21 protein-coding genes are annotated in these 21,125 nt (G+C 37.9%); 2 read left to right on the forward strand and 19 right to left on the reverse strand.

The features are described from left to right. Positions 1 to 5: 5 nt before the first annotated feature. Positions 6 to 542 (reverse strand): stage V sporulation protein T, encoded by a 537-nt coding sequence (gene spoVT, locus M3166_RS18095; protein ID WP_251691537.1) that lies wholly within the window; start codon positions 540 to 542, stop codon positions 6 to 8. Between the two features lie 245 nt (positions 543 to 787). On the opposite strand from spoVT, the gene M3166_RS18100 reads away from it, so the two are divergent. Further along, a complete protein-coding gene (locus tag M3166_RS18100; RefSeq protein ID WP_251691539.1) occupies positions 788 to 1,099 on the forward strand; it encodes a hypothetical protein in 312 nt (103 codons plus the stop codon). A 73-nt stretch (positions 1,100 to 1,172) separates the two neighbouring features. On the opposite strand, the gene mfd is transcribed toward M3166_RS18100, so the two are convergent. The 18 genes from mfd to metG all read right to left on the reverse strand — a co-directional run bounded on the left by mfd (position 1,173) and on the right by metG (position 20,479). Then, positions 1,173 to 4,685, reverse strand: coding sequence for a transcription-repair coupling factor (mfd, locus tag M3166_RS18105; protein WP_251691541.1), 3,513 nt, complete (start codon positions 4,683 to 4,685; stop codon positions 1,173 to 1,175). 84 nt (positions 4,686 to 4,769) lie between these two features. Then, a complete protein-coding gene (locus M3166_RS18110; protein ID WP_079523129.1) occupies positions 4,770 to 4,997 on the reverse strand; it encodes an anti-sigma-F factor Fin family protein in 228 nt (75 codons plus the stop codon). 59 nt (positions 4,998 to 5,056) lie between these two features. After that, the gene (gene pth / locus M3166_RS18115; protein ID WP_039967424.1) at positions 5,057 to 5,620 is read right to left on the reverse strand and encodes an aminoacyl-tRNA hydrolase; all 564 of its coding nucleotides are present in this window, start codon (positions 5,618 to 5,620) and stop codon (positions 5,057 to 5,059) included. Positions 5,621 to 5,692: 72 nt separating this feature from the next. Beyond that, a complete protein-coding gene (locus tag M3166_RS18120; RefSeq protein WP_251691543.1) occupies positions 5,693 to 6,904 on the reverse strand; it encodes an MFS transporter in 1,212 nt (403 codons plus the stop codon). 126 nt (positions 6,905 to 7,030) lie between these two features. Continuing rightward, entirely contained in the window at positions 7,031 to 7,684 is a 654-nt protein-coding gene (locus tag M3166_RS18125; protein WP_251691545.1) for a 50S ribosomal protein L25/general stress protein Ctc, read from the reverse strand. 166 nt (positions 7,685 to 7,850) lie between these two features. Continuing rightward, positions 7,851 to 8,810 carry a ribose-phosphate diphosphokinase gene (locus M3166_RS18130; protein WP_079523132.1) on the reverse strand — a complete coding sequence of 320 codons (960 nt, stop codon included), beginning with the start codon at positions 8,808 to 8,810 and terminating at the stop codon, positions 7,851 to 7,853. Between the two features lie 26 nt (positions 8,811 to 8,836). Then, positions 8,837 to 10,207, reverse strand: a complete 1,371-nt coding sequence (glmU, locus tag M3166_RS18135) for a bifunctional UDP-N-acetylglucosamine diphosphorylase/glucosamine-1-phosphate N-acetyltransferase GlmU (RefSeq protein WP_251691547.1) — start codon at positions 10,205 to 10,207, stop codon at positions 8,837 to 8,839. Positions 10,208 to 10,491: 284 nt separating this feature from the next. Then, positions 10,492 to 10,791 carry a septation regulator SpoVG gene (gene spoVG / locus M3166_RS18140; RefSeq protein ID WP_008408289.1) on the reverse strand — a complete coding sequence of 100 codons (300 nt, stop codon included), beginning with the start codon at positions 10,789 to 10,791 and terminating at the stop codon, positions 10,492 to 10,494. Positions 10,792 to 11,111: 320 nt separating this feature from the next. Next, on the reverse strand, positions 11,112 to 11,486 hold the full coding sequence (locus M3166_RS18145; protein ID WP_251691549.1) for a RidA family protein: 375 nt from the start codon (positions 11,484 to 11,486) through the stop codon (positions 11,112 to 11,114). A 1-nt stretch (position 11,487) separates the two neighbouring features. Continuing rightward, positions 11,488 to 12,315 carry a pur operon repressor gene (purR, locus tag M3166_RS18150; protein ID WP_251691551.1) on the reverse strand — a complete coding sequence of 276 codons (828 nt, stop codon included), beginning with the start codon at positions 12,313 to 12,315 and terminating at the stop codon, positions 11,488 to 11,490. A gap of 71 nt (positions 12,316 to 12,386) precedes the next feature. Next, positions 12,387 to 13,253 (reverse strand): 4-(cytidine 5'-diphospho)-2-C-methyl-D-erythritol kinase, encoded by an 867-nt coding sequence (ispE, locus tag M3166_RS18155; RefSeq protein WP_251691553.1) that lies wholly within the window; start codon positions 13,251 to 13,253, stop codon positions 12,387 to 12,389. A gap of 253 nt (positions 13,254 to 13,506) precedes the next feature. Continuing rightward, positions 13,507 to 13,695, reverse strand: a complete 189-nt coding sequence (locus tag M3166_RS18160; RefSeq protein WP_008408295.1) for a small, acid-soluble spore protein, alpha/beta type — start codon at positions 13,693 to 13,695, stop codon at positions 13,507 to 13,509. A 107-nt stretch (positions 13,696 to 13,802) separates the two neighbouring features. Then, complete coding sequence (gene veg, locus M3166_RS18165) at positions 13,803 to 14,060, reverse strand: biofilm formation stimulator Veg (protein ID WP_008408296.1); 258 nt, start codon at positions 14,058 to 14,060, stop codon at positions 13,803 to 13,805. A gap of 139 nt (positions 14,061 to 14,199) precedes the next feature. Next, positions 14,200 to 15,087, reverse strand: a complete 888-nt coding sequence (rsmA, locus tag M3166_RS18170; protein ID WP_251691556.1) for a 16S rRNA (adenine(1518)-N(6)/adenine(1519)-N(6))-dimethyltransferase RsmA — start codon at positions 15,085 to 15,087, stop codon at positions 14,200 to 14,202. Then, positions 15,080 to 15,643: a ribonuclease M5 gene (rnmV, locus tag M3166_RS18175; protein WP_251691558.1), complete on the reverse strand. Its 564-nt coding sequence runs from the start codon at positions 15,641 to 15,643 to the stop codon at positions 15,080 to 15,082. Before rnmV ends, rsmA begins: the two co-directional genes overlap by 8 nt. 439 nt (positions 15,644 to 16,082) lie before the next feature. Continuing rightward, on the reverse strand, positions 16,083 to 17,282 hold the full coding sequence (locus M3166_RS18180) for a G5 and 3D domain-containing protein (protein ID WP_251691561.1): 1,200 nt from the start codon (positions 17,280 to 17,282) through the stop codon (positions 16,083 to 16,085). A gap of 216 nt (positions 17,283 to 17,498) precedes the next feature. Beyond that, positions 17,499 to 18,269 (reverse strand): TatD family hydrolase, encoded by a 771-nt coding sequence (locus M3166_RS18185; protein WP_251691563.1) that lies wholly within the window; start codon positions 18,267 to 18,269, stop codon positions 17,499 to 17,501. A 248-nt stretch (positions 18,270 to 18,517) separates the two neighbouring features. Next, a complete protein-coding gene (gene metG / locus M3166_RS18190) occupies positions 18,518 to 20,479 on the reverse strand; it encodes a methionine--tRNA ligase (RefSeq protein WP_251691565.1) in 1,962 nt (653 codons plus the stop codon). A 343-nt stretch (positions 20,480 to 20,822) separates the two neighbouring features. On the opposite strand from metG, the gene M3166_RS18195 reads away from it, so the two are divergent. Further along, the gene (locus tag M3166_RS18195; RefSeq protein WP_285848974.1) at positions 20,823 to 21,101 is read left to right on the forward strand and encodes an AbrB/MazE/SpoVT family DNA-binding domain-containing protein; all 279 of its coding nucleotides are present in this window, start codon (positions 20,823 to 20,825) and stop codon (positions 21,099 to 21,101) included. Positions 21,102 to 21,125 lie beyond the last annotated feature (24 nt).

Below are 21,125 nucleotides of genomic sequence, written 5' to 3' on the forward strand. Positions count from 1 at the left end.
TGATTTTAGTTTTCCATTTGCTTTGCTAAAAAGTTGGCTGCTGTTTCAGCAGTTTTTTGTTCGACTTCACCGATAAAATGGGCCCGTGATATTAAATAAATAGCACCAATCGGATCTCCATTCGAAACTATCGGTACGATGCAATACGATTTCACTTGTTCATACTGTCCTGCTACAAGTTCAATCGACATCTCCAGCTTCTCACTTACAGGTGACCTGTTTTTGATAATATCTTCTGCAAATACTGTTAAACGTCTCGCCACATAATCTTTTTTCGAAACGCCTGCAACGGCTATTACTTCATCTCGGTCACTTATTAATGTCGGGGTACCTAATGTTTCAAATAATGATTCCGCATATTGTTGTGCGAATTCGCCTAAGTCATTAATTGGCGAATACTTCTTTAAAATCACTTCTCCTTCGCGGTCCGTATAAATTTCAAGGGGATCCCCTTCACGGATGCGAAGTGTTCTTCTGATTTCTTTTGGGATAACAACACGACCTAAATCATCGATGCGGCGAACTATTCCTGTTGCTTTCATCGTTCATGTTCCCTCACTTTCCATCAATTCACAGCATGATGCTCCTAGTATGGAAAGAAATACATGAAACTATGCATTGTTCGAAAAGGATAAAATAATATTTCGTATATGCTGATTCAAATATGATGAAGTACCTATTTTTTAAAATCTGTTATGGGAAATTACAACGTTTTCTTTCATTTTATGTTTTGTTTTTATGAAAAAGGCAATAGACAAAATAAAACAATCTTTTTGGAGGTGCAGTAATGGTAAGAGTCGATCGTATTACGTCAACACCGGATGCATATCGCCAGCATCAATATTATGCAGGCACACATCTAGCCTATTACCCGGATTTATCGAAGGAACGGTCTACAGCTGTTTCAAAATTTGAAAACGGCATTTTTAAACGTTACTTAGAAAAGCCTAATGGCCAGCGTGATTTAGTTTCTGCTTCCACGACAAGAGAAAAACAGTTATTAGAAATACGCGAAGAACACCGTAACCGCGAAGAGTTGCTTCAACGCTTAAATTATTCGAACGGAGTACATTATAGTGTGCAACAAACTTTCTTATAATTCATTCTCTTTATCCAAACGAAAAGAGAGGAAATGTTAAAAGTCGCAAACTTTTAACATTTCCTCTCTTTTTTTATGAATTTTTTTTTGCAGACGCAATAATTTGCATCATTTTTTCTACTACATCAAATGGCAGGTGTTTCCCGCACTTATTGTAATCTACTGTAATTACCAGCTGTGTTCCTTCCATTCCAAAACCGACCGCACGACCAAACTCCATTGATTGCTCAACGATTTGCGCACCGTTTGTATTGGCTGTTCCTTCTTCTGAAAGAATAATAGATACAACCTGCTGCTTTTCTTTTATTGAAAGCACATCTGCCTCTTTCGCCCAAACTTTCATACGGGCCACGCGCATCAGACGCTCTGTTTCAACCGGTAAATCTCCAAAACGGTCTTGCAGTTCATCGATAATTTCCAAATAATCCTCGATGCGTTCCATCGCCTTAATCCGTTTATACATCTGGATTTTCTGGTAGCCATCCGGAATATACGCGTCTGGAATGTAAGCATCAATATGCAGCATAATCTCTACATCTTGCTTCTCTTCTCTCTTCACACCGGTACGACGTTCTTCAACTGCTTCTTCCAGCATTTGTGAATACAAATCAAAACCGATTGAATCGATAAAGCCATGCTGCTGAGCACCAAGTAAATTCCCGGCACCACGAATCGATAAGTCACGCATCGCAATTTTGAAGCCTGATCCTAATTCCGTAAATTCTTTTACTGCCTGCAAACGCTGCTCGGCCACTTCAGTAAGAACTTTATCACGTTCATACATAAAATACGCATAGGCAATACGATTCGAACGCCCTACACGTCCTCGCAACTGATACAGCTGGGAAAGACCCATACGATCCGCATCATGAACAATTAAAGTATTTACATTTGGAATATCTACACCTGTTTCGATAATCGTTGTTGTGACAAGTACATCATACTCACCTTCTATAAACGATAAAATAACCGATTCAAGCTTTGCCTCTGTCATTTTGCCATGCGCAAAGGCAACTCGTGCATCTGGAACAAGCATCTGAATTTCTTCTACTCTTCTTGTAATATCCTCTACTCGATTATATAAATAAAACACTTGTCCACCGCGCGCCATTTCACGTTCAATCGCTTCACGTACAAGCGCTCCGTTATGTTCCATTACATACGTTTGGACAGGGAAGCGGTTTTGTGGCGGTGTTTCGATAACCGACAGGTCACGCACTCCTACCATTGACATGTGCAGTGTACGCGGAATTGGTGTTGCGGTTAACGTCAGTACATCGACATTAGTCCGGAGCTGCTTAATCTTCTCTTTATGTGTTACACCAAAACGCTGCTCCTCATCGACGATAAGCAGGCCTAAATCTTGATATACTACATCCTTCGATAGAATACGGTGTGTACCTATCACCATATCAACTGTACCTTCTTTTAGGCCTTTTAACGTGTCTGTCTGCTGCTTTTTCGTGCGGAAACGACTAAGCAGTCCTACATTGATTGCATAGTCTTCAAATCGCTTCGAGATCGTTTCATAGTGCTGTTGCGCCAAAATGGTAGTCGGCACTAAGAAGGCCACTTGCTTGCCATCTAAAATAGCTTTAAATGCAGCTCGAATGGCAACTTCTGTTTTTCCGTATCCTACATCCCCGCAAACAAGTCGATCCATTGGACGTTCCCGTTCCATATCTATTTTCACTTCAGCGATTGTGCGTAACTGATCTTCTGTCTCCTCGTATGGGAAAGCAGCCTCAAAGCTTCGTTGCTCATCGGAATCAGGAGAAAAGGCATAACCTTTTTCCGCTTCGCGCTTTGCATAAAGTTTGATTAGATCGTCCGCAATATCCTGTACTGCATTCGAAACTTTCTTATGTGTTTTCTTCCACTCCGTGCCGCCGAGTTTATGAAGTTTCGGTTCTTTTTCACCTGATGGCACATAACGCTGAATCAGTTCGATTTGATCTACAGGTACATATAACTTATCGTCCTCACGGTAGCGTACATGCAAATAATCTTGATGCGTACCATTCACAACAAGTGTTTCGATGCCAATATATTTCCCGATACCATGATGTACGTGTACAACATAATCGCCTGATTTAATTTCGGTATATGACTTTATTCGCTCAGCATTTGTCATCTGCTGTGGCCGTGATTTTTTCTTCGCCTGTTGTTTAAAAAGCTCATCATCCGTAACAACCGCTATTTTCTGTAACGGCAGCTCAAAACCTGACGACAATGCCGTATTGACTAAATAAATACCTGGTTCATCAGCATAACCGATTGTTGAAGCAATATGATAATCATCCAGTAAATTTTGCATCGCCTTTATCCGGCTTTCAGAATTGGCCGTAAATAACACGACGAACTTTTCATTTGACCAACGTTCAATTTCATTTTGCAGTAAAGCAATTTGTCCGTGGAACTGCTGCATCGGTTTACAGGAAATGTTGATTGTCTTTTTAAGAGTAATGCCTGCAAATGTTCTTGTGAATAATGCGAAATACATTTTCTGCTGTTTCAGCATTGAAAGCACTTCTTTTAATGAATGGGATGGCTTTACATCGTGAAGCATTTTGCCCCCTTCAATCAATGAAATAAACCATTCATTTTCTTCACGTTCCCAGGCTTCCATTACTTCCTGGATACGGCCCAATTCATCAAATAAAACAAGACCATCCTCTTTAAAGTAATCACCTAAAAAATACGGCTGTTCAAATAAAAGCGAGCCATATTTTGCAATATGATCCGGCAGATGACCAAGACGCAGCAGCTCAATATCATGTTGAATATTTTGCATGAGCAATTCCTGGGTTTCCTTTTTGCGCACCTTTTTTAAACTAGCTGCCAATGACACTTCCAGGCGTTCTGCAAGTTTTATACGCTCTTCTTTCGTTAAAAGAAGCTCTGTGGCAGGGAAAATTTTAATTTCATTTAATTTTTCAATTGAACGCTGATTATCGGCGGAAAAGGTACGAATCGAATCCACTTCCGTATCAAATAACTCAATACGAATCGGATCTTGTGCATATGGCGGATAAATATCCAAAATTCCGCCGCGCATCGCAAACTCACCTGGTGTTGTAACCATTTCACTTCTCGTATAGCCCATTTCGACAAGCTTATCTAACCAAATATTGATGTGGACATCTTGGCCTAAAGAAGTGTAAAGTTCGTATCCAAGCCATTTTTGAGGTGAGCTTAGCATACTGCGCATACCTGCAACCGGAATAATATAGATTCCGCGTTCCTGATTGACTAAACGCCCTAATGTAGCAATACGCTGTGCACGCAGCTCATGGGAAGAAGTCGTCATATTGGCTGCGATAAACTCCTCAGCAGGGTAATAATGAACATGCCCTTCACCAACTAATGCAGTCAAATCATCTACTAACTTTTGCGCCTGCAATAGGTTTGAGGACACGATATAAATCGATTTATTTGTCTCTTGATAGATTGTATGAATCAATGCGGGTCTTGCACTTCCCGTTAACCCCGTAATAAGGTGATCGTTTGCTTGATTCTTTTGAATTTGCTCTATCATATTATCAATCTGTTTATCTTTTTTAAATATTTGATGAATCGTATCCACGTCTAGTCCCCCTTCTCTTTTTCGATAAATGAAAACGGAAATGGAAAAAGCCTTGGCGCAGTTTATGCGACCAAAGCAACTCCTCTACTGTAACCATCTTTTTAACGCATAGTAATCGGGAAACTGACGCAATGAATCTTCACAATGTTCACAAATGCTGTAAACGGTCGTTTCTCCCCGCTCATTTTTTTTAATAAATTCATCGATTTCACCTATTTCAAACAAATGAAGCTTTTGAACCGTTTCTTCTGCATCGAAAGGCAAAGTACCAATCTCTACCTCACAATGTCTACAGCGGTAGCGTACAGGCATCTCCCATGGCCTCCTTTAAACACTTATGTATATTAAAGTCTAACCATATTTTGATTAATTTATGCGCCGTTAAATTTGTTCATCACTTCTAAAAACGGCTTTGTTAAAGCTGTCTCCACAGCATCACAGCTCTTTTCGACAGCTTCTTTTACAATTGGCTGATCCTCTTTTGAAAATTTGGCCAATACGTAATCCGCCACTTTCATACCTGCCGGCGGGCGGCTAACTCCGACACGAATTCGGTTAAATTCCTGTGTCCCTAAGTGCTGAATTAATGACTTAATCCCGTTATGTCCACCAGCACTTCCTTTGCCGCGTAATCTTAACTTACCCGTTTCCAGATCTAAATCATCATAAATAACAATAATATCTTCAATTTCTATATCAAAATAATCCATTAGAGGTCTAACACATTCTCCTGATAAGTTCATATATGTTAGCGGCTTCAATAAAATGACTTTTCCTTCAGGACGATGAACCGTTGCATACATACCATTAAATTTAGTTTGATTTAATGGTGCGTTCCACCGATTGGCTAATTCATCAATCACATCAAAACCTATATTATGGCGTGTATGTTCATATGGTTTTCCCGGATTTCCTAAACCAATAATTAATTTCACTAGTAATCGCATCCTTTTTCTCTAATCGCCTTTATTTTATCATATATGCTCCTGAAAAGTATGTATCGTCCTCTAGTATTGTGCCAATGATTTCTCGCGCATTTTCCTTACAATGAAGAGCACTAAGAAGCCTACTGCTGCGAAAAAGCGAACTGCTGTCGATAAATACATCGCTGTTTCCATCGAGTATGTTTCGAGCAGCCAAATTCCGATCTGTGGAGAAGAAAATGCGATGACTGCCAGCAGCACATTATAAGTTGTAATACAATATGTACGGACTTCCTGCGGTGAATTTTCCAGCAATAAATTAAATAATATTAAAACCGTTCCTGAAACAAACAAACCGGAAAGAAAGGACATCGCGACTAAATAATACAGGTTAGTCGATAAAACCATCAGTAATGGTGCTGTCGACATACCAAAAGCAACCCAGACGAATACACTCATATTGCCATATTTTTGCGACCATTTACGCCAAAGAGAAAACGAAATAATTTGGGCAATCATATTTGCCACATTGAACATACTAATCCAGAAGATTGTTGCTTCTGCATAACGAACATTATAAATATTAAAAACACCCCATGCCATTTGCCAGCCAAAGTTAAAAACGAGCGCAACAATTAAAAACAGGACATATTTATTGTTTTTAAAAATTGACCAATCCATTGCACGTTTCTTTTCTACATTCAGTTCACGTGCCGGTTCATCATGCTTTAATAAAAAATACAGTTCAACAACCCCGACAACGAACGTAAACATAAATAGTATTTGATAAGCTATCCGATTAGCGGTCATGTCTTTCATAACAATGCCAATCGTTAATGTAACAAATAGGCCTACAACTGTCAGCAAGCGATTACGGTCACTGAAAAACTGCGCTCGACGCGTTTCCTCAATAATATTGCCGATAAAAGACTGCCAGCCCATATTAGCCATCGTATTCGGTACACTCATCGCAGCAATCAGGCCAAGCAGCAACCATGAACCAAAACTGCCTGGTACATAACTAATAAAGGCAATTAGCAGGAAAACAAAGCGTGCTGCCAATACGGAGAAAGCAACGAGCCTTTTTTGTTCGAATGCACGGTTTAGTAAAATGGCAGCCGGCAACGTCATTAGCAATGTAATTAAAGGTGGCAAAGAACTGATCAACCCGACCTGATAATTTGTCGCACCAAGAATCGTCATTGCAAAAATCGGAATGTAGCTGTTTGAAGTATTTTGTGCAACAGCAGATGCCATCCCATGGTAAATACTCATTTTTTCATTATGTGTTCTCATAAAGTCCTCTAATTTTTCTTAATATTTACTCATCTCCATATTATTATACTTATTTTCTTTCGTATGTCGAAGTATTTTTTTACATTAAAAAACCGCTCTATATAATAGAGCGGCCTGTCCAATTGCTTAATTTTCTCTACCTGGTTTTTCAGGCGATAATTTTTCTCCCGTTGCATCAAGATCATCGGCTGTTACATTATCTGCATCTGCATCAACATCTTCAACTGGTGCTGCTGGCGGTGTTACCGTTGCTAATGTATAGTCATCATTATCTACAATTGTAAAGGCTGTAAATTGATCACGAACATTACCCACAGATAACGATTCACCAACTGCTAATTCGGATACATCGATTTCAATTGTGTCTGGAATTTCACTTGGCTTCACTTTAATTTTCAATGTATGGTTAGGTTGAGTAATTACTCCACCTTCTTTTACACCAACTGAAGTTCCGATAAATGCGATTGGAACATCCACTTCGAGTTCTTCTTTCATATTGATAGCAAGGAAGTCAACGTGCTTCACATGTCCTTTTAGTGCATCACGCTGGATATCAGTAAGTACTGCATTTACTCTTTTCCCGCCTACTTCAATTTTAAACACGCTTGTTGAACCATATGTTTGAACTGCTTTAGCAGTGTCTCTATAATCCAACGAAATTGGTGTTGTTTCAGTTTCATAGCCATACAGCACACCTGCCAGTTGGCCTTCTTTTCTAAGTTGGGTTAATAACGAACGTTTCCCAGTTTCTCGCTTCGTTGCTTGTAATACTGTAGTCATATTCCATCGTCCCCCTTAAATAATTATACAAAGATACATTTACCCTATCTTTGTCCACCCTAAACATAATAAATTGTCAGATTTTTTGCAAATATTTGCATATAAAGCTACTATGAAATAAAAAAACAGCCTAGGAAATAAAATTCCCAAGCTGTTTTGCTATTGATTAGTCGAATAACGTACTAACAGATTTATTTTCATAAATACGAGAGATTGCATCTGCCATTAATTTCGCAACTGATAATTGCTGAATTTTTGGAGAAAGTTTTTCTTCAGATAATTGAATTGTGTTTGTTACAACTAATTCTTTAATTGGAGAATTTTCAATACGCTCAATTGCTGGACCTGATAATACAGGGTGTGAACAACATGCGTAAACTTCTTTAGCACCGCTCTTAATTAATGCCTCTGCACCAATCGTAATCGTACCGGCCGTATCGATAATATCATCGATTAAAATACATACTTTACCATCTACATTACCAACAATGTTCATTACTTCTGCCACGTTTGGTTTTGGACGACGCTTATCAATAATAGCAATCGGAGCTTTTAAGCGCTCTGCCAATTTACGCGCACGTGTTACACCACCATGGTCTGGAGAAACAATAACTAATTCCTCTTCATTAAATCCTTTTGTTCCGAAATGTTCGGCAAGTAGCGGTACAGCCACTAAATGGTCGATTAAAATATCAAAGAAACCTTGAATTTGAGGTGCGTGTAGATCCAATACAATTACACGAGTTGCACCGGCAGTTTCAAGTAAGTTTGCTACTAATTTAGCAGTGATTGGTTCACGCGCTTTTGCTTTACGGTCTTGACGTGCATAGCCATAGTAAGGCATAACAACGTTTACTGTACGAGCAGAAGCACGTTTAACAGCATCAATCATAATTAAAAGTTCCATTAAATGCTCGTTAACAGGTGCAGAAGTAGATTGAACGATAAATACATCCATTCCTCGAATACTTTCTTCAATGCTAATTTGGACTTCTCCATCACTGAAGTGTTTAACAGATGATTTCCCTAGTTCTAGACCCATTTCATCGGCAATCTCTTTGGCAAGTGGATTGTTAGAATTTAATGAGAAGATTTTTAATTTTGAGTCAGCGTATTGATACGGCATGATGGCCTCCTGTATTTTAGTTAATTTTATTTTGAATTTAATTTACTCACATAGCCTAATTTATTTTCCTGACGAGCACGTGCAATCGCCAATGCATCTTCCGGAACTTCTTTAGTAATTGTTGATCCTGCAGCAATGAAAGAACCTTTTTTCAATGTTACCGGAGCAACTAAGTTCGAATTACATCCAATGAATACATCGTCTTCAATAGTTGTTTTATATTTGTTTTTACCGTCATAGTTAACAGTAATTGAACCGCAGCCAATATTTACGTTACTGCCGACTTCTGCATCGCCAATATAGCTTAAATGAGACACTTTCGTATCATCACCTAACGTACTCTTCTTCACTTCAACGAAATTACCAATTTTCACATGGTTTCCTAATGAAGATTCCGGACGTAAATGTGCAAACGGACCTACTGCTGTTTCGTTGCCGACTTGGCTGTTTAGCACAACTGAACTATGAATCGTTGTTGCACTACCAATTTGACTGTCCACAATATGACTATTCGGACCAATTTTACAATCTTCACCAATAACCGTTTTTCCTTCAATGATCACTCCAGGTAAAAGAACCGTATCACTTCCGATTACTGCGTCTGCACTAATATGTGTAGAAATCGGATTAATAATCGTTACACCGTTGCGCATATGACGTTCGTTAATACGTGCACGCATAAGCTCCTCTGCTTGAGACAGTGCAAAGCGGTCATTTACGCCTAGCGTTTCATCAAAGTTTTCTGTTACATATGCTGCAACTGTTTCACCTTGCTTTTGTAAAATTTCAATAACATCCGGTAAATAGAATTCACCTTGTGCATTTTCATTTTTAACGAGCTTAAGTGCTTCAAACAATGCTTCATTATCAAAGCAGTATGTGCCTGTATTAATTTCTTTCACAAGCTGCTGTTCAGATGTAGCATCTTTTTGTTCAACAATTTGCGACACTTGTCCATGTTCGTTACGTAAAATACGACCATAGCCAGTCGGGTCATCTGTAACCGCTGTCAAAATAGTTGCTTTTGCATTTTGAGATACATGTTGATCAAGCAGTGCCTGCATTGTTTCAGGGCGAATTAAAGGAGTATCACCACATACGACAAGTGTAGTTCCGCTAAGACCGCTTAAAATCGGCTCAGCTTGCTGAACTGCATGCGCTGTACCTAGTTGTTCTTCTTGTAAAACATACTCACTCTTATTTCCAAGTGTTTCTTTTACCAGCTCTGCACCATGTCCTACAACAGTTACGACACGCTCAACATTTAATGAACTGATATGATCGATTACATGTTCCACCATTGGCTTTCCGCATACTGGGTGAAGCACTTTATATAATTTGGACTTCATTCGTGTACCTTGACCAGCCGCTAGCACGACCGCAAAAATATTCGTCATATTACAAGTCCTCCATTTTAGCTCTTTTTCTCTTATGACTATAAAGCAATTTCATAATCTTTTCAAGGTATTCAGACTTGACAAATGTTTGAATTTAAAATATCTATAATAGTTTGACACATTTTCTTTTGTGTACTAATTCAGCAAAATTTTACGTTAAAAAGTAAATAATCAGTATATTTTCGACCTTATTGTTCTTTTTACTTTTCTGTTATAGAACATTTCTGCGTAGAAAATAATTCATAAAAAAAAGAGCCCCCTCATATGAGTGACCCTAATTAATATTAAACATTCACTTCTTCAAGCTCCAAGGTTTCCTCTGTATTTTCCTCAGCAGATGCATGGAAAGCTTCCAAAACGATTTCTTGAATTTTATTGCGCGTATTCGAATTAATCGGATGTGCAATATCGCGGAATTCGCCATCTGGTGTTCTTTTGCTAGGCATAGCTACAAATAAACCAGTATTTCCATCAATTACACGAATATCATGGATGACAAATTCATCATCTAGCGTAATTGAGGCAATTGCACGCATACGTCCTTCTGTTTGAACACGTCGTAGTCTTACGTCAGTTACTTCCATTATTTATACCCCCTGTAGTTTGATGCGTAATCTTTAGTATTCGGGATGAAAGAATATAATCCTTCTATCATCCAGTAAATTTCTAAAAATACATCATTTATCAATAGAATACAATATAATGTAATTTTTTTCTATCTACAATTTTTATAATTATTAAAATAAACTAAATATTCTACTTATTTATGAGATTTTTCTTAATAACTGCTGTAAATAGAGTCAAAATATTTTTTTAGTAAAAAAAATCCACGTCTTTTCTATAATTAGAAAGCCGTGGATTTAAGCTATAAACAAGTTTATTCAAAATTAGAACTAAGAAATTATTATTTTACTAAGGCAATTACTTCAATTTCAACTTTTACATCTTTTGGTAAACGTGCAACTTCTACTGCCGAACGAGCTGGCTTGTGCTCACCAAAATGACTAGCATACACTTCATTCATTATAGCGAAATCATTCATATCTTTCATAAATACTGTTGTTTTAACAACTTGGTTTAAAGAAGAACCGGCTGCTGCTAAAACAGCTTTTAAGTTTTCGAATACTTGGTTTGTCTGTACTTCGATATCCCCTTCTACAAGTTCCCCTGAAGCTGTCAGTGGAATTTGGCCAGAAGAATAAAACATGTTATTTACTACAATACCTTGTGCATATGGACCGATTGCTGCTGGTGCATTTGTTGTTGAAACTGTTTTCATTTTAATTTCTCTCCTTTTGAAAAAAATTACCTTCACTTAATGCAATTGTGCGATCTTTCTCACTTACTTCCTGTAGTTTTACTAAAGAATAGTAATCATCTACTAATGTAACATCAGCATGCTGTGCTTCTACTAATACAGCGATACCTGCCAACTCACATTCGAATTCTTCCAGTAAGTTCTTCATACCATTCATCGTGCCTCCGACTTTCATGAAATCGTCGGTAATTAATACACGCTGCCCACTTTTCATACTACGTTTTGATAAAACCATCGTTTGAATACGACGAGATGATCCTGATACATAATTAATACTCACCGTTGAACCTTCAGTCACTTTGCTGTCACGACGTACAACAACAACCGGGACATTTAAATGTCTTGCAATCGCATGTGCAATTGAAATTCCCTTTGTCGCTACGGTCATAATGACATCAATTTGACGATCTGCAAATACGCTCGCAAATACTTTACCAACGCGATTCATCAATTCCGGATTTCCTAAAAGGTCCGTCATAAATAAATAGCCACCAGGTAATAATCGATCGGATTGACAAAGTTCCCCCATAAATTCCCCAATTATATCACGAACTTCTTGTTCCGCCATTTTAGGGATATATTTAACACCGCCCGCTGCACCAGGTACGGTAATTAAAAGCCCAATTCCTTTTTCTTCGAATGTTTCCTTTACAATTGTTAAATCTTCACTGATTGAAGACTTTGCAGAACTGTAAAGCTCAGAAAAATAAGTTAGCGGGATCAACTGATGTGGATGCTCAAGTAGATAATAAGTCATATCCACAAGGCGTTCACTGCGCTTCCATTTCATGCGACCCTCTCCTAAACATTAATTAATAAAATACGAATATTTAATAGTCAAATTACCATAATTATACGTATTTATGCAAGTGGATTTCGTTCCCCCAACATACGTACTACATAAACTTCCTCACAAAAACCACGTAATCCATTATAAATACGGCTGACACGTGCTTCATTTTCCACTAGCCCAAATACTGTCGGACCACTGCCGCTCATTAGTACCGCATCGGCACCAAAGCGCTGCATTTGTTCTTTAATTGTTATAACTTCAGGATGAAGCTCAAATGTTACAGTTTCCAAAACATTTCCAAGTGAATGGCACATTAGCTCATAATCATCCGTTTCAATTGCCTTAATCATTTCTTTCGTGTTTGGATGCTGTAGTCCTTCAATATTCAGTCCACCGTATACATCCGCTGTCGATACGCCAATTTTCGGCTTGGCCAAAACGACCCAGCAAGTTGGAGGTGCGGATAGTTCTTTAATCTTTTCCCCGCGCCCTGTTGCCAAAGCTGTACCGCCATAGACGCAGAATGATACGTCAGAACCGATTTCCGCTCCATGCTCCGCAAGCTCGTCCAACGTTAAATTTAAATCCCAAAGCTCATTTAAACCGCGCAATGTAGCCGCTGCATCGCTGCTTCCACCCGCTAGACCCGCAGCTATAGGAATTTGCTTCTCAATTGAAATGGTTACGCCTTCTTTAATACCGTATGTATTTTTTAAAAGCTCTGCTGCCTGGTAAGCAAAATTCCGCTGATCATCCGGGACAAAATTATCTGTCGAAATAATTTTAATTTGACCGTCTGCTCGTGATTCCAGTCCAATTCGATCGGCCAAATCGACCGTTGTCATAATCATTTCCACTTCATGATAATGATCCGGACGTTTATAAAGCACATCAAGTGTTAAGTTAATTTTTGCGGGTGCTTTTACGTATAACATTGAAAATTCCTCCTACTGTATAAGGCACGCATAATATGTAATACGCGATTAAAATTCTATTGCCCCTATTTTACCATACGGAAGCCTTGTATTATGCACGAAAACATTCACTTTTCTTCGCAAATTATCGTAAAAAAATGCATGCCAGACAATTCAGTAGTAAGACATTCAAGTATTAAGAAAATCGCTTTCCTGCAATCAAAATAACACCACCGTAAGCGAGAACCTACGATGGTGCCATCTTTGTGTCAACTTATTTTTGGTTGTTCTGCGATTGTTTAGCTAAGTTTTCCTGAGCCATTTCAACCGCGCGTCTTACCATGTTTCCTGCATCACGGGCTTTAATACCGCCCCAACCCTCACGTTGAACTACGTCGTAAAATCCAAGTTCTTTTGCAATCTCTTCCTTTAGACGACTCGACATGATTTTTTGTCTTGCCATGCAAAAAACCTCCTTTTCGTTGACGCTTTTAGCATGTGCAAAAAAGAAAAAAACACTCACTTTAAATGAGCGCTTTTTTAAAAATATTAAAATAAGTACTAGAAAAACTATTTGATGGTAGCTACAGCATCATCTAAAAAAGTAATCTCTACTGCTTCGGTAAGTATATCTGTGTAACTGTAAGACACGCGCTTGCACGCATTATCTTCCTGCTTTAGTTCAATAACGAACACTGCATGGTAAGTGTCACTTAAGACGCCTTCACATTCAATTGTTTTCTTGCGACCACCATTTGCTTTTAATTGCAAACGTTTACCCAAATGACTATCCAATGATTTTTTAATGTCTGCTAACGTTTTTGGCATTTTTGCATACACCTCACTATAAAACAGTATACCATGATGTAATTAAAATGTCAATAAAATATAATATTTTATCACCGTGATACAAAGTCGTCAACTTTTTTCTTAAGATTTCTTAAAATTTTTTAATGTGAAATTCACTTTATTGTCTTACACAAAAGTTAGGATATAAGCAGTCCGCTAATTTTCCAAATTCTTGGATTGACAATGTTTCACCACGACGTGATGGTTCAATTCCGGCTTCTTCTAATGCTTGAAGGATAAGCTCTTTATTTTGCTTACCATTAACAAGTCCATTTTGTAAATTATTTAAAATTGTTTTACGACGTTGTGCAAACGAAGCACGGGATACTTCAAATAAGAAGTCCTCGTCAATTACTTTCACTGGAGGATTTTCATGTTTAATTAAACGGATTACTGCCGAATCTACATTGGGCTGTGGCATAAATACCGTTTTTGGCACAACCATCGCGATTTCCGCTGTTACGTAATACTGAATTGCAATTGATAAGGAGCCATATGCCTTCGTACCCGGTTTTGCGGTAATACGATCCGCTACTTCCTTCTGCATCATCACGACAAAGCCGCGAATCGGTAAACGATCATTTAAAAGCTTCATTAAGATTGGTGTTGTCACATAGTAAGGTAAATTAGCCACGACCATAATATCATCAATACCTGGCATTTCTTCTTCGATTACTTGTGCAACATCGGCCTTTAAAATATCCGAATGGACTATTTTTACATTGTCATAAGGGCTTAATGTATCCTCGAGTACAGGTAAAAGCCTTTGATCAATTTCAAACGATACGACTTTTTTTGCCTCGCGGGCTAAATGCTCTGTCAATGCACCAATCCCAGGTCCAACTTCAATCGCTCCACTATTTTCCGTTAAATTAGCGTGACTGACGATATTACGTAAAATATTCGGGTCGATTAAAAAGTTTTGCCCTAAACTCTTTTTAAATGAAAATCCGTATTTTTCTAAAATTTCTTTTGTACGTACCGGTGTAGCAATGTCTTTATGCATGCGTATCCTCCTGATCTAATTGCGAAATTGCTTCTGCAAACTGCTCGATTGTTATTTGAAACATCATCAATCGTTTATGAAGCTGTTTACCATTTGTCATTCCTATATTTAAAATTTCCCCTAACTGATCCCGACGTTTTTTTGATTGCGGGTGTCCTATCAGTTTGGCTATCATTAAATCTTCCAGTGTAATTCTTTCCTCAATTTGAGAATCTGCCAATGTATACACATTGCTTAATGCTTCACGGATATCCTCATCGTTTGCGTGTTCAATCCCTAAACCTTTGCCGTTTTTGGCAATTGTTTTCGCCTTTGCTAAAAACGCATGCTTCACACCTGGTATCCGCTCTTCTATAATCGCGCGAATACGGCGGCCAGGGTAATCAGGGTCCGTAAATACAATGACGCCTCTTTTTTTCTGGGCATGCTCAATACGGCGCAGGACTTCATCTGAAATTGCAGAACCGTTTGTTTCTATAGTATCTGCTCCTGTCGCACGCTTAATCGCTGTTGTATCGTCTTTTCCTTCAACAACAATAATCTCTTGTATATCCAAGAAACGTTCCTCATTTCTAACTTAGTCTTTCGCTATTTTACCATAGATTGCACTTTGTTACCGCTGTGCTAACTTCAATGAAAAAAGCTCCCTCGCCATCAGTCAAAAAGCGAGAAAGCCAATATACATTTTGGAATGTTGATTTAATATCATACAACTGAATAATCAATTACACCTCGGTGTAATTGCATCCAGGTTTTTTTAGGCATACATAATGTGGGTAAGTCAGCCGTTGCCACAACATATGACAAATGAAGGCTGGGTCCCTTTAAAAAGTTCTATGACATCCACCAAGGAGCTCCTCTTCATTCAGCGAGCGTTTGAAACACAGCTGAAACGAACAAAACAAGCATTCATCACCCAACTAAAAAGGTGAATGTTTTCTGTACTTGCCGCTACTCTTTCAGTATAAAGGGAATTTAATGAATGGCAATAAAATTTAGTTCAGTACTTTAATACGTACCTTTTTGCGCCCCCAGTTTTTTGCTTTGGACGTTGTCGGTACTAAGACATCGATTTTTTTACCTTTTATTGCACCGCCTGTATCAGCAGCTACAGCATTCCCGTAGCCTTCAACCCATACTTTTGTTCCTAATGGAATAATTTTAGGGTCTACTGCAATGACCTTCATATCCGGATTTGCGCGCAGGTTAAGACCTGCTGCCGAAATACCTGAGCAGCCTGCACAATTTGGTGTATATGCTGTTGCTGTTACATAAAACTCTTTCCCTGAACTTGGTTCACTAGATCGGGAAACATTTGCAGTGACAACTTTTGTCCCTACAGATACAACTTTTGTTTTTGGTTTTTTAACTACTTTTTCAGAAGCAAGTTTTTTCGAAACGACTTTACCATTCTCTTTAACAATAGAGTATGTACGTTCTACCTTACCTTTTTCACCTTCTGAAACAACCTTTTCTTTGCCCTTTAATAAAGAAGAATCATTTTTCTTTTCAATTGCGAAATCTACTGATTCTTCCACTACATCGGTAACCTTTTCTACGCGAACAACTGCGATTTTATCATTTGGAGCGATAACTTCCTCCAAACCTCTCTCGACACGATCCGATTCACCTAATTGAACCTCTTGTTGTTTTAAAAAGTTAGCGACCGTAGTCGAAGTGGACCATACTTGTCTCTCTTTTTTGCCATCGACAAGCGTTAACTGAAACGCTTTTTGAATATCGATTTTGTTATCGGCTCCTACTTCTGTATCTAAGCTTTGTGATACAAGATCATGCTCTGTTACTTCAATATTTGCTTCTTCCAAAATGTTCTTCACTACATTTTCAGTTGTCCAAACTTTAGACTGATTTCCATCAACTGAAATTACTACTTCTTTTGCCTGTTCCCATTCTATTGACATTCCACTATCAATACTGGTACTCAGTGAGGGTGATACTTTATCATATGTTGTATAATCTATATTTTGAGCTGTCAATAGCTCATCAACCGTAGTTGCGTGTGTATAAATTTTTGTGGTCTCACCGTCAGCTGTTAACGTAACGGGAGTTTTAGTTCCGTGGTATAGAACAAATGCAATTACAGATACAAACAGGACTACAGAAAGAATTCGGACCCCTGTTTGCTTACTCCTCAATGATCCTAAGAACTGGCTTTTCATGGATTGATTTGACATGAAAATAACGCCTCCTTAATACAAAGTTGGATTATACGTACTAGTTTTCTTACTGTCAATAAAAAAGAATTTATCAAAAATTGGGCATTTTGCTTGAACTCGTACTGCAACTAGTATTGGAGGCGTCTTATCATCAAGAACCTTTTGCACTTTGAAAAACAATCCTAACGTAAAAATCCGTAATTAATTTCTACCGTTATTTTGATGTATTTAGCATTAAATTTTAAAAAAGCGCTTTGCATTTTCCGTTGTTTTATTAGCAACTTCTTCCACAGGCAATTCTTTCAGACGAGCAATCTCCTCTGCCACCAATGTAACGAATGCCGGCTCATTTCGTTTTCCACGAAATGGATGTGGAGCTAAATAAGGCGCATCTGTTTCAATTAGCAAATGCTCCAGCGGAATTTCTGCCGCGACTTCTTTTGGCTGACGTGCATTTTTAAATGTTACCGGTCCTCCTAGACTAATCATGAAATTCATGTTTATGCATTCGCGAGCTGTTTCAACACTACCGCCAAAACAATGCATAATCCCGCCAACAGCTGCTGCGTCCTCCTCTTGTAGAATCCGCACAACATCGCCTGTTGCATCGCGATTATGAATGATAATTGGTAATTCGAGTTTTTTTGCCAATTGGATCTGCTTACGGAACCAATACTGTTGAACATCTTTCGGAGATTTATCCCAGTAATAATCCAGTCCTGTCTCACCGATTCCGACAACTTTAGGATGCTTTGCCAGTTCTTCAATCCAGTTTAAATACTCGTCTGTACAATCAACTGCATCTACCGGATGCCAACCAATCACTGCATAAATAAAATCGTAATCCTCTACTAGTCGCATCGCACGCTCTATCGTTTTTTTGTCAAAGCCGATGACAACCATCTTTTCTACGTTGGCTTCAATAGCACGGTCAATTACTTCCTGTAAATCTTCATCATACTGATCTGCGTTTAAATGGACATGTGTATCTATAAATGTGCTCATATTCATTTCTCCTATCGTGTATTGTACTCATAGATCATATTTCTTAGTTTTCAGTATTATTACATATAGGTTACAAAATACATATTTATTATTGTATAATCGCTAAAAATTGGGTGATGAAGTGCCAAAAAACCACTAAACATCCTTTTTCAACCATATATAAATTATATTTAAATAGTTTTTTATACTATTTGTAATGTAATGAAAAAGTCTGCTGAACTTTTCGGTTCCAACAGACTTTTTTCAAATTACTTCACTTGTGCACCATTTGCTAATTTGGGATCAACAGTAGCCAATGTTAAAACTCCCTCATGTGAGCCTGCTAAAATCATTCCTTGAGATAATTCGCCGCGTAATGTAACAGGTTTTAAATTAGCAACGACAATTACCCTTTTACCGATAAGTTCTTCCGGTTTATAGTGCTCGGCAATCCCTGATACCACTTGACGTTGTTCATAACCTAAATCAACCTGCAGCTTTAATAATTTCTTGGCTTTTGCTACTGGTTCACATGCCAATACTGTCGCAACACGTAAATCTACTTTCATGAAATCATCAATTGTAATTTCTTCTGTATCCGGTGCTTCAACAGTTGTCGTTTCTTCTTCCTGTACTGTTTTTACAGAGCTTTGCATTTGTTCACGAATGTAAGCTACTTCCACTTCTGTATCAAGACGCGGGAAGATCGGTGTTCCTTTTTCAGCCACTTTTATGTTTTTCGGAATAACATTACCGAATGTTTCAATTGTGTCCCATTGTAATAATTTTTCATCAAGACCTAATTGATCGATAATTTGTTTGGGCGCATTTGTCATGAATGGCTGAATCATAACTGCAATATGACGTAAGCTTTCTGCCAAATTATTCATAACAGCAGCAAGTTTATTTTTATCGGCTTCCTCTTTTGCCAGTACCCAAGGAGATGTTTCATCGATATATTTATTCGTACGTGAAACTAATGACCATAATTCAGAAAGTACGACACTAAACTGCATTTTTTCCATACTTTCTTCATATCTAACACGTACATTCTCAGCATGTTCTTTTAATGCTGCATCAAATTGTGTCGCTTCCAAGTTTTCAGTAGGAATTACCCCATCGAAATACTTGTTCATCATGGAAACTGTTCTGTTTAAAAGGTTTCCTAAATCGTTTGCCAAATCGAAATTTGTCCGCTCGACGAATGATTCAGGTGAAAATACGCCATCTTGACCAAATGGCAGCTCACGCAATAGGAAATAACGTGTTGCATCCAAACCGTATCGTTCGATTAACATTTCCGGATACACAACATTACCTTTAGATTTCGACATTTTTCCGTCTTTCATCATAATGAAACCGTGTGCAAAAATTTTCTTTGGTAATGGTAAGTCCAATGCCATTAAGAAAATCGGCCAATAAATTGTATGGAAACGAACAATATCCTTCCCTACTACATGGACATCTGCCGGCCAATACTTATTGAATAGTTCTTCATTGTCAGAACCATATCCTAAAGAAGTAATATAGTTCGATAATGCATCTACCCATACGTAAATAACATGTTTCGGATTCCCTGGTACTTTTATTCCCCAGTCGAATGATGTACGGGAAACAGATAAATCTTCCAGACCTGGTTTAATGAAGTTATTGATCATTTCATTTTTGCGAGATTCCGGCTCGATAAACTCTAAATTATTTTCATAATAAGCAAGCAAGCGGTCTGAGTATTTCTTCATATTAAAGAAATATGACTCTTCCTTCACTTTTTGCACATCTCGCCCACAATCCGGGCACTTTCCATCGACTAATTGTGTCTCAGTATAATAAGACTCACAAGGCACACAATAAAGTCCTTCATACTCGCCTTTATAAATGTCACCGTTGTCTAAGAACTTCTGGAAAATTTTCTCTACAGAATCTTTATGACGTGATTCAGTGGTTTGAATAAAGTCATTATAGGAAATATCCATAGTATTCCATAATTTCTTGGCGCCTTCTGCAATTTCATTTACATAATCTTGCGGATGCATATTAGCTTCTTGTGCTTTTTCCTGAATTTTTTGTCCGTGCTCATCCATGCCTGTTAAAAAACGGACATCAAATCCTTTTAGACGCTTATATCGCGCTATTGCATCAGATGCAACTGTCGTATATGCAGTACCGATATGGAACTTTCCACTCGGGTAATAAATTGGGGTTGTTATATAGAATGTTTGTTGTTCACTCACGAAAGTGCCTCCATTTGTTTGTTAAGTATAAGTCTTATTCTAACGAAGTACGAAAATTGTTTCAATGAAAGTTTATTGGAATTGAGTTTTGTCGAATAATCGAAACTAAATCTTGGCAATTACTTAAATCTTTTCGACTATTCTAAATATTCTATGGTAAATATTTTTTATAATTTCCTTAAAAAGTACAAATATGACAAAAAAGTTTCCTAAACGAAGGAAATTTGAATGCTAAATTATTGACGTATATGGTATTAATTGTTATGATTTTAACTAGATCAGGATGAATGTCGAATTTTGACGAATTTAAATAACTTTTCTTATATTAGGAGGAAATATTAATATGAAATCAACAGGTATCGTACGTAAAGTAGACGAATTAGGACGTGTAGTAATTCCAATCGAATTACGCCGTACATTAGGTATTGCTGAAAAAGACGCTTTAGAAATCTATGTGGATGACGACAAAATCATCTTAAAAAAATACATGCCTAACATGACATGTGCAGTAACTGGTGAAGTTTCTGATGAAAACATGCGTTTAGTAGGCGGTAAATTAATCTTGTCTTCTGAAGGTGCAGAAGCATTAGTGAAAGAAATTCAAGAAAACTTAAAAAAATAATATCACTTATTTAAACAAATGAAG

The sequence above is a fragment of the Solibacillus isronensis genome, from assembly GCF_023715405.1.
Taxonomy (GTDB): Bacteria; Bacillota; Bacilli; order Bacillales_A; family Planococcaceae; genus Solibacillus; species Solibacillus isronensis_B.

Bases quoted from the DNA above. Each gene is read 5' to 3' on its own strand.
- M3166_RS18145 (WP_251691549.1), bottom strand. From the start codon at position 11,486: ATGAAAACAGTTTCAACAACAAATGCACCAGCAGCAATCGGTCCATAT.
- M3166_RS18195 (WP_285848974.1), top strand. From the start codon at position 20,823: ATGAAATCAACAGGTATCGTACGTAAAGTAGACGAATTAGGACGTGTA.
- M3166_RS18110 (WP_079523129.1), bottom strand. From the start codon at position 4,997: ATGCCTGTACGCTACCGCTGTAGACATTGTGAGGTAGAGATTGGTACT.
- M3166_RS18120 (WP_251691543.1), bottom strand. From the start codon at position 6,904: ATGAGAACACATAATGAAAAAATGAGTATTTACCATGGGATGGCATCT.
- M3166_RS18180 (WP_251691561.1), bottom strand. From the start codon at position 17,282: ATGTCAAATCAATCCATGAAAAGCCAGTTCTTAGGATCATTGAGGAGT.
- M3166_RS18130 (WP_079523132.1), bottom strand. From the start codon at position 8,810: ATGCCGTATCAATACGCTGACTCAAAATTAAAAATCTTCTCATTAAAT.
- veg (WP_008408296.1), bottom strand. From the start codon at position 14,060: ATGCCAAAAACGTTAGCAGACATTAAAAAATCATTGGATAGTCATTTG.
- rsmA (WP_251691556.1), bottom strand. From the start codon at position 15,087: ATGCATAAAGACATTGCTACACCGGTACGTACAAAAGAAATTTTAGAA.
- M3166_RS18160 (WP_008408295.1), bottom strand. From the start codon at position 13,695: ATGGCAAGACAAAAAATCATGTCGAGTCGTCTAAAGGAAGAGATTGCA.
- M3166_RS18185 (WP_251691563.1), bottom strand. From the start codon at position 18,269: ATGAGCACATTTATAGATACACATGTCCATTTAAACGCAGATCAGTAT.
- spoVG (WP_008408289.1), bottom strand. From the start codon at position 10,791: ATGGAAGTAACTGACGTAAGACTACGACGTGTTCAAACAGAAGGACGT.
- glmU (WP_251691547.1), bottom strand. From the start codon at position 10,207: ATGACGAATATTTTTGCGGTCGTGCTAGCGGCTGGTCAAGGTACACGA.
- purR (WP_251691551.1), bottom strand. From the start codon at position 12,315: ATGAAATGGAAGCGCAGTGAACGCCTTGTGGATATGACTTATTATCTA.
- M3166_RS18100 (WP_251691539.1), top strand. From the start codon at position 788: ATGGTAAGAGTCGATCGTATTACGTCAACACCGGATGCATATCGCCAG.
- M3166_RS18125 (WP_251691545.1), bottom strand. From the start codon at position 7,684: ATGACTACAGTATTACAAGCAACGAAGCGAGAAACTGGGAAACGTTCG.
- ispE (WP_251691553.1), bottom strand. From the start codon at position 13,253: ATGTTATACGTAAAAGCACCCGCAAAAATTAACTTAACACTTGATGTG.
- spoVT (WP_251691537.1), bottom strand. From the start codon at position 542: ATGAAAGCAACAGGAATAGTTCGCCGCATCGATGATTTAGGTCGTGTT.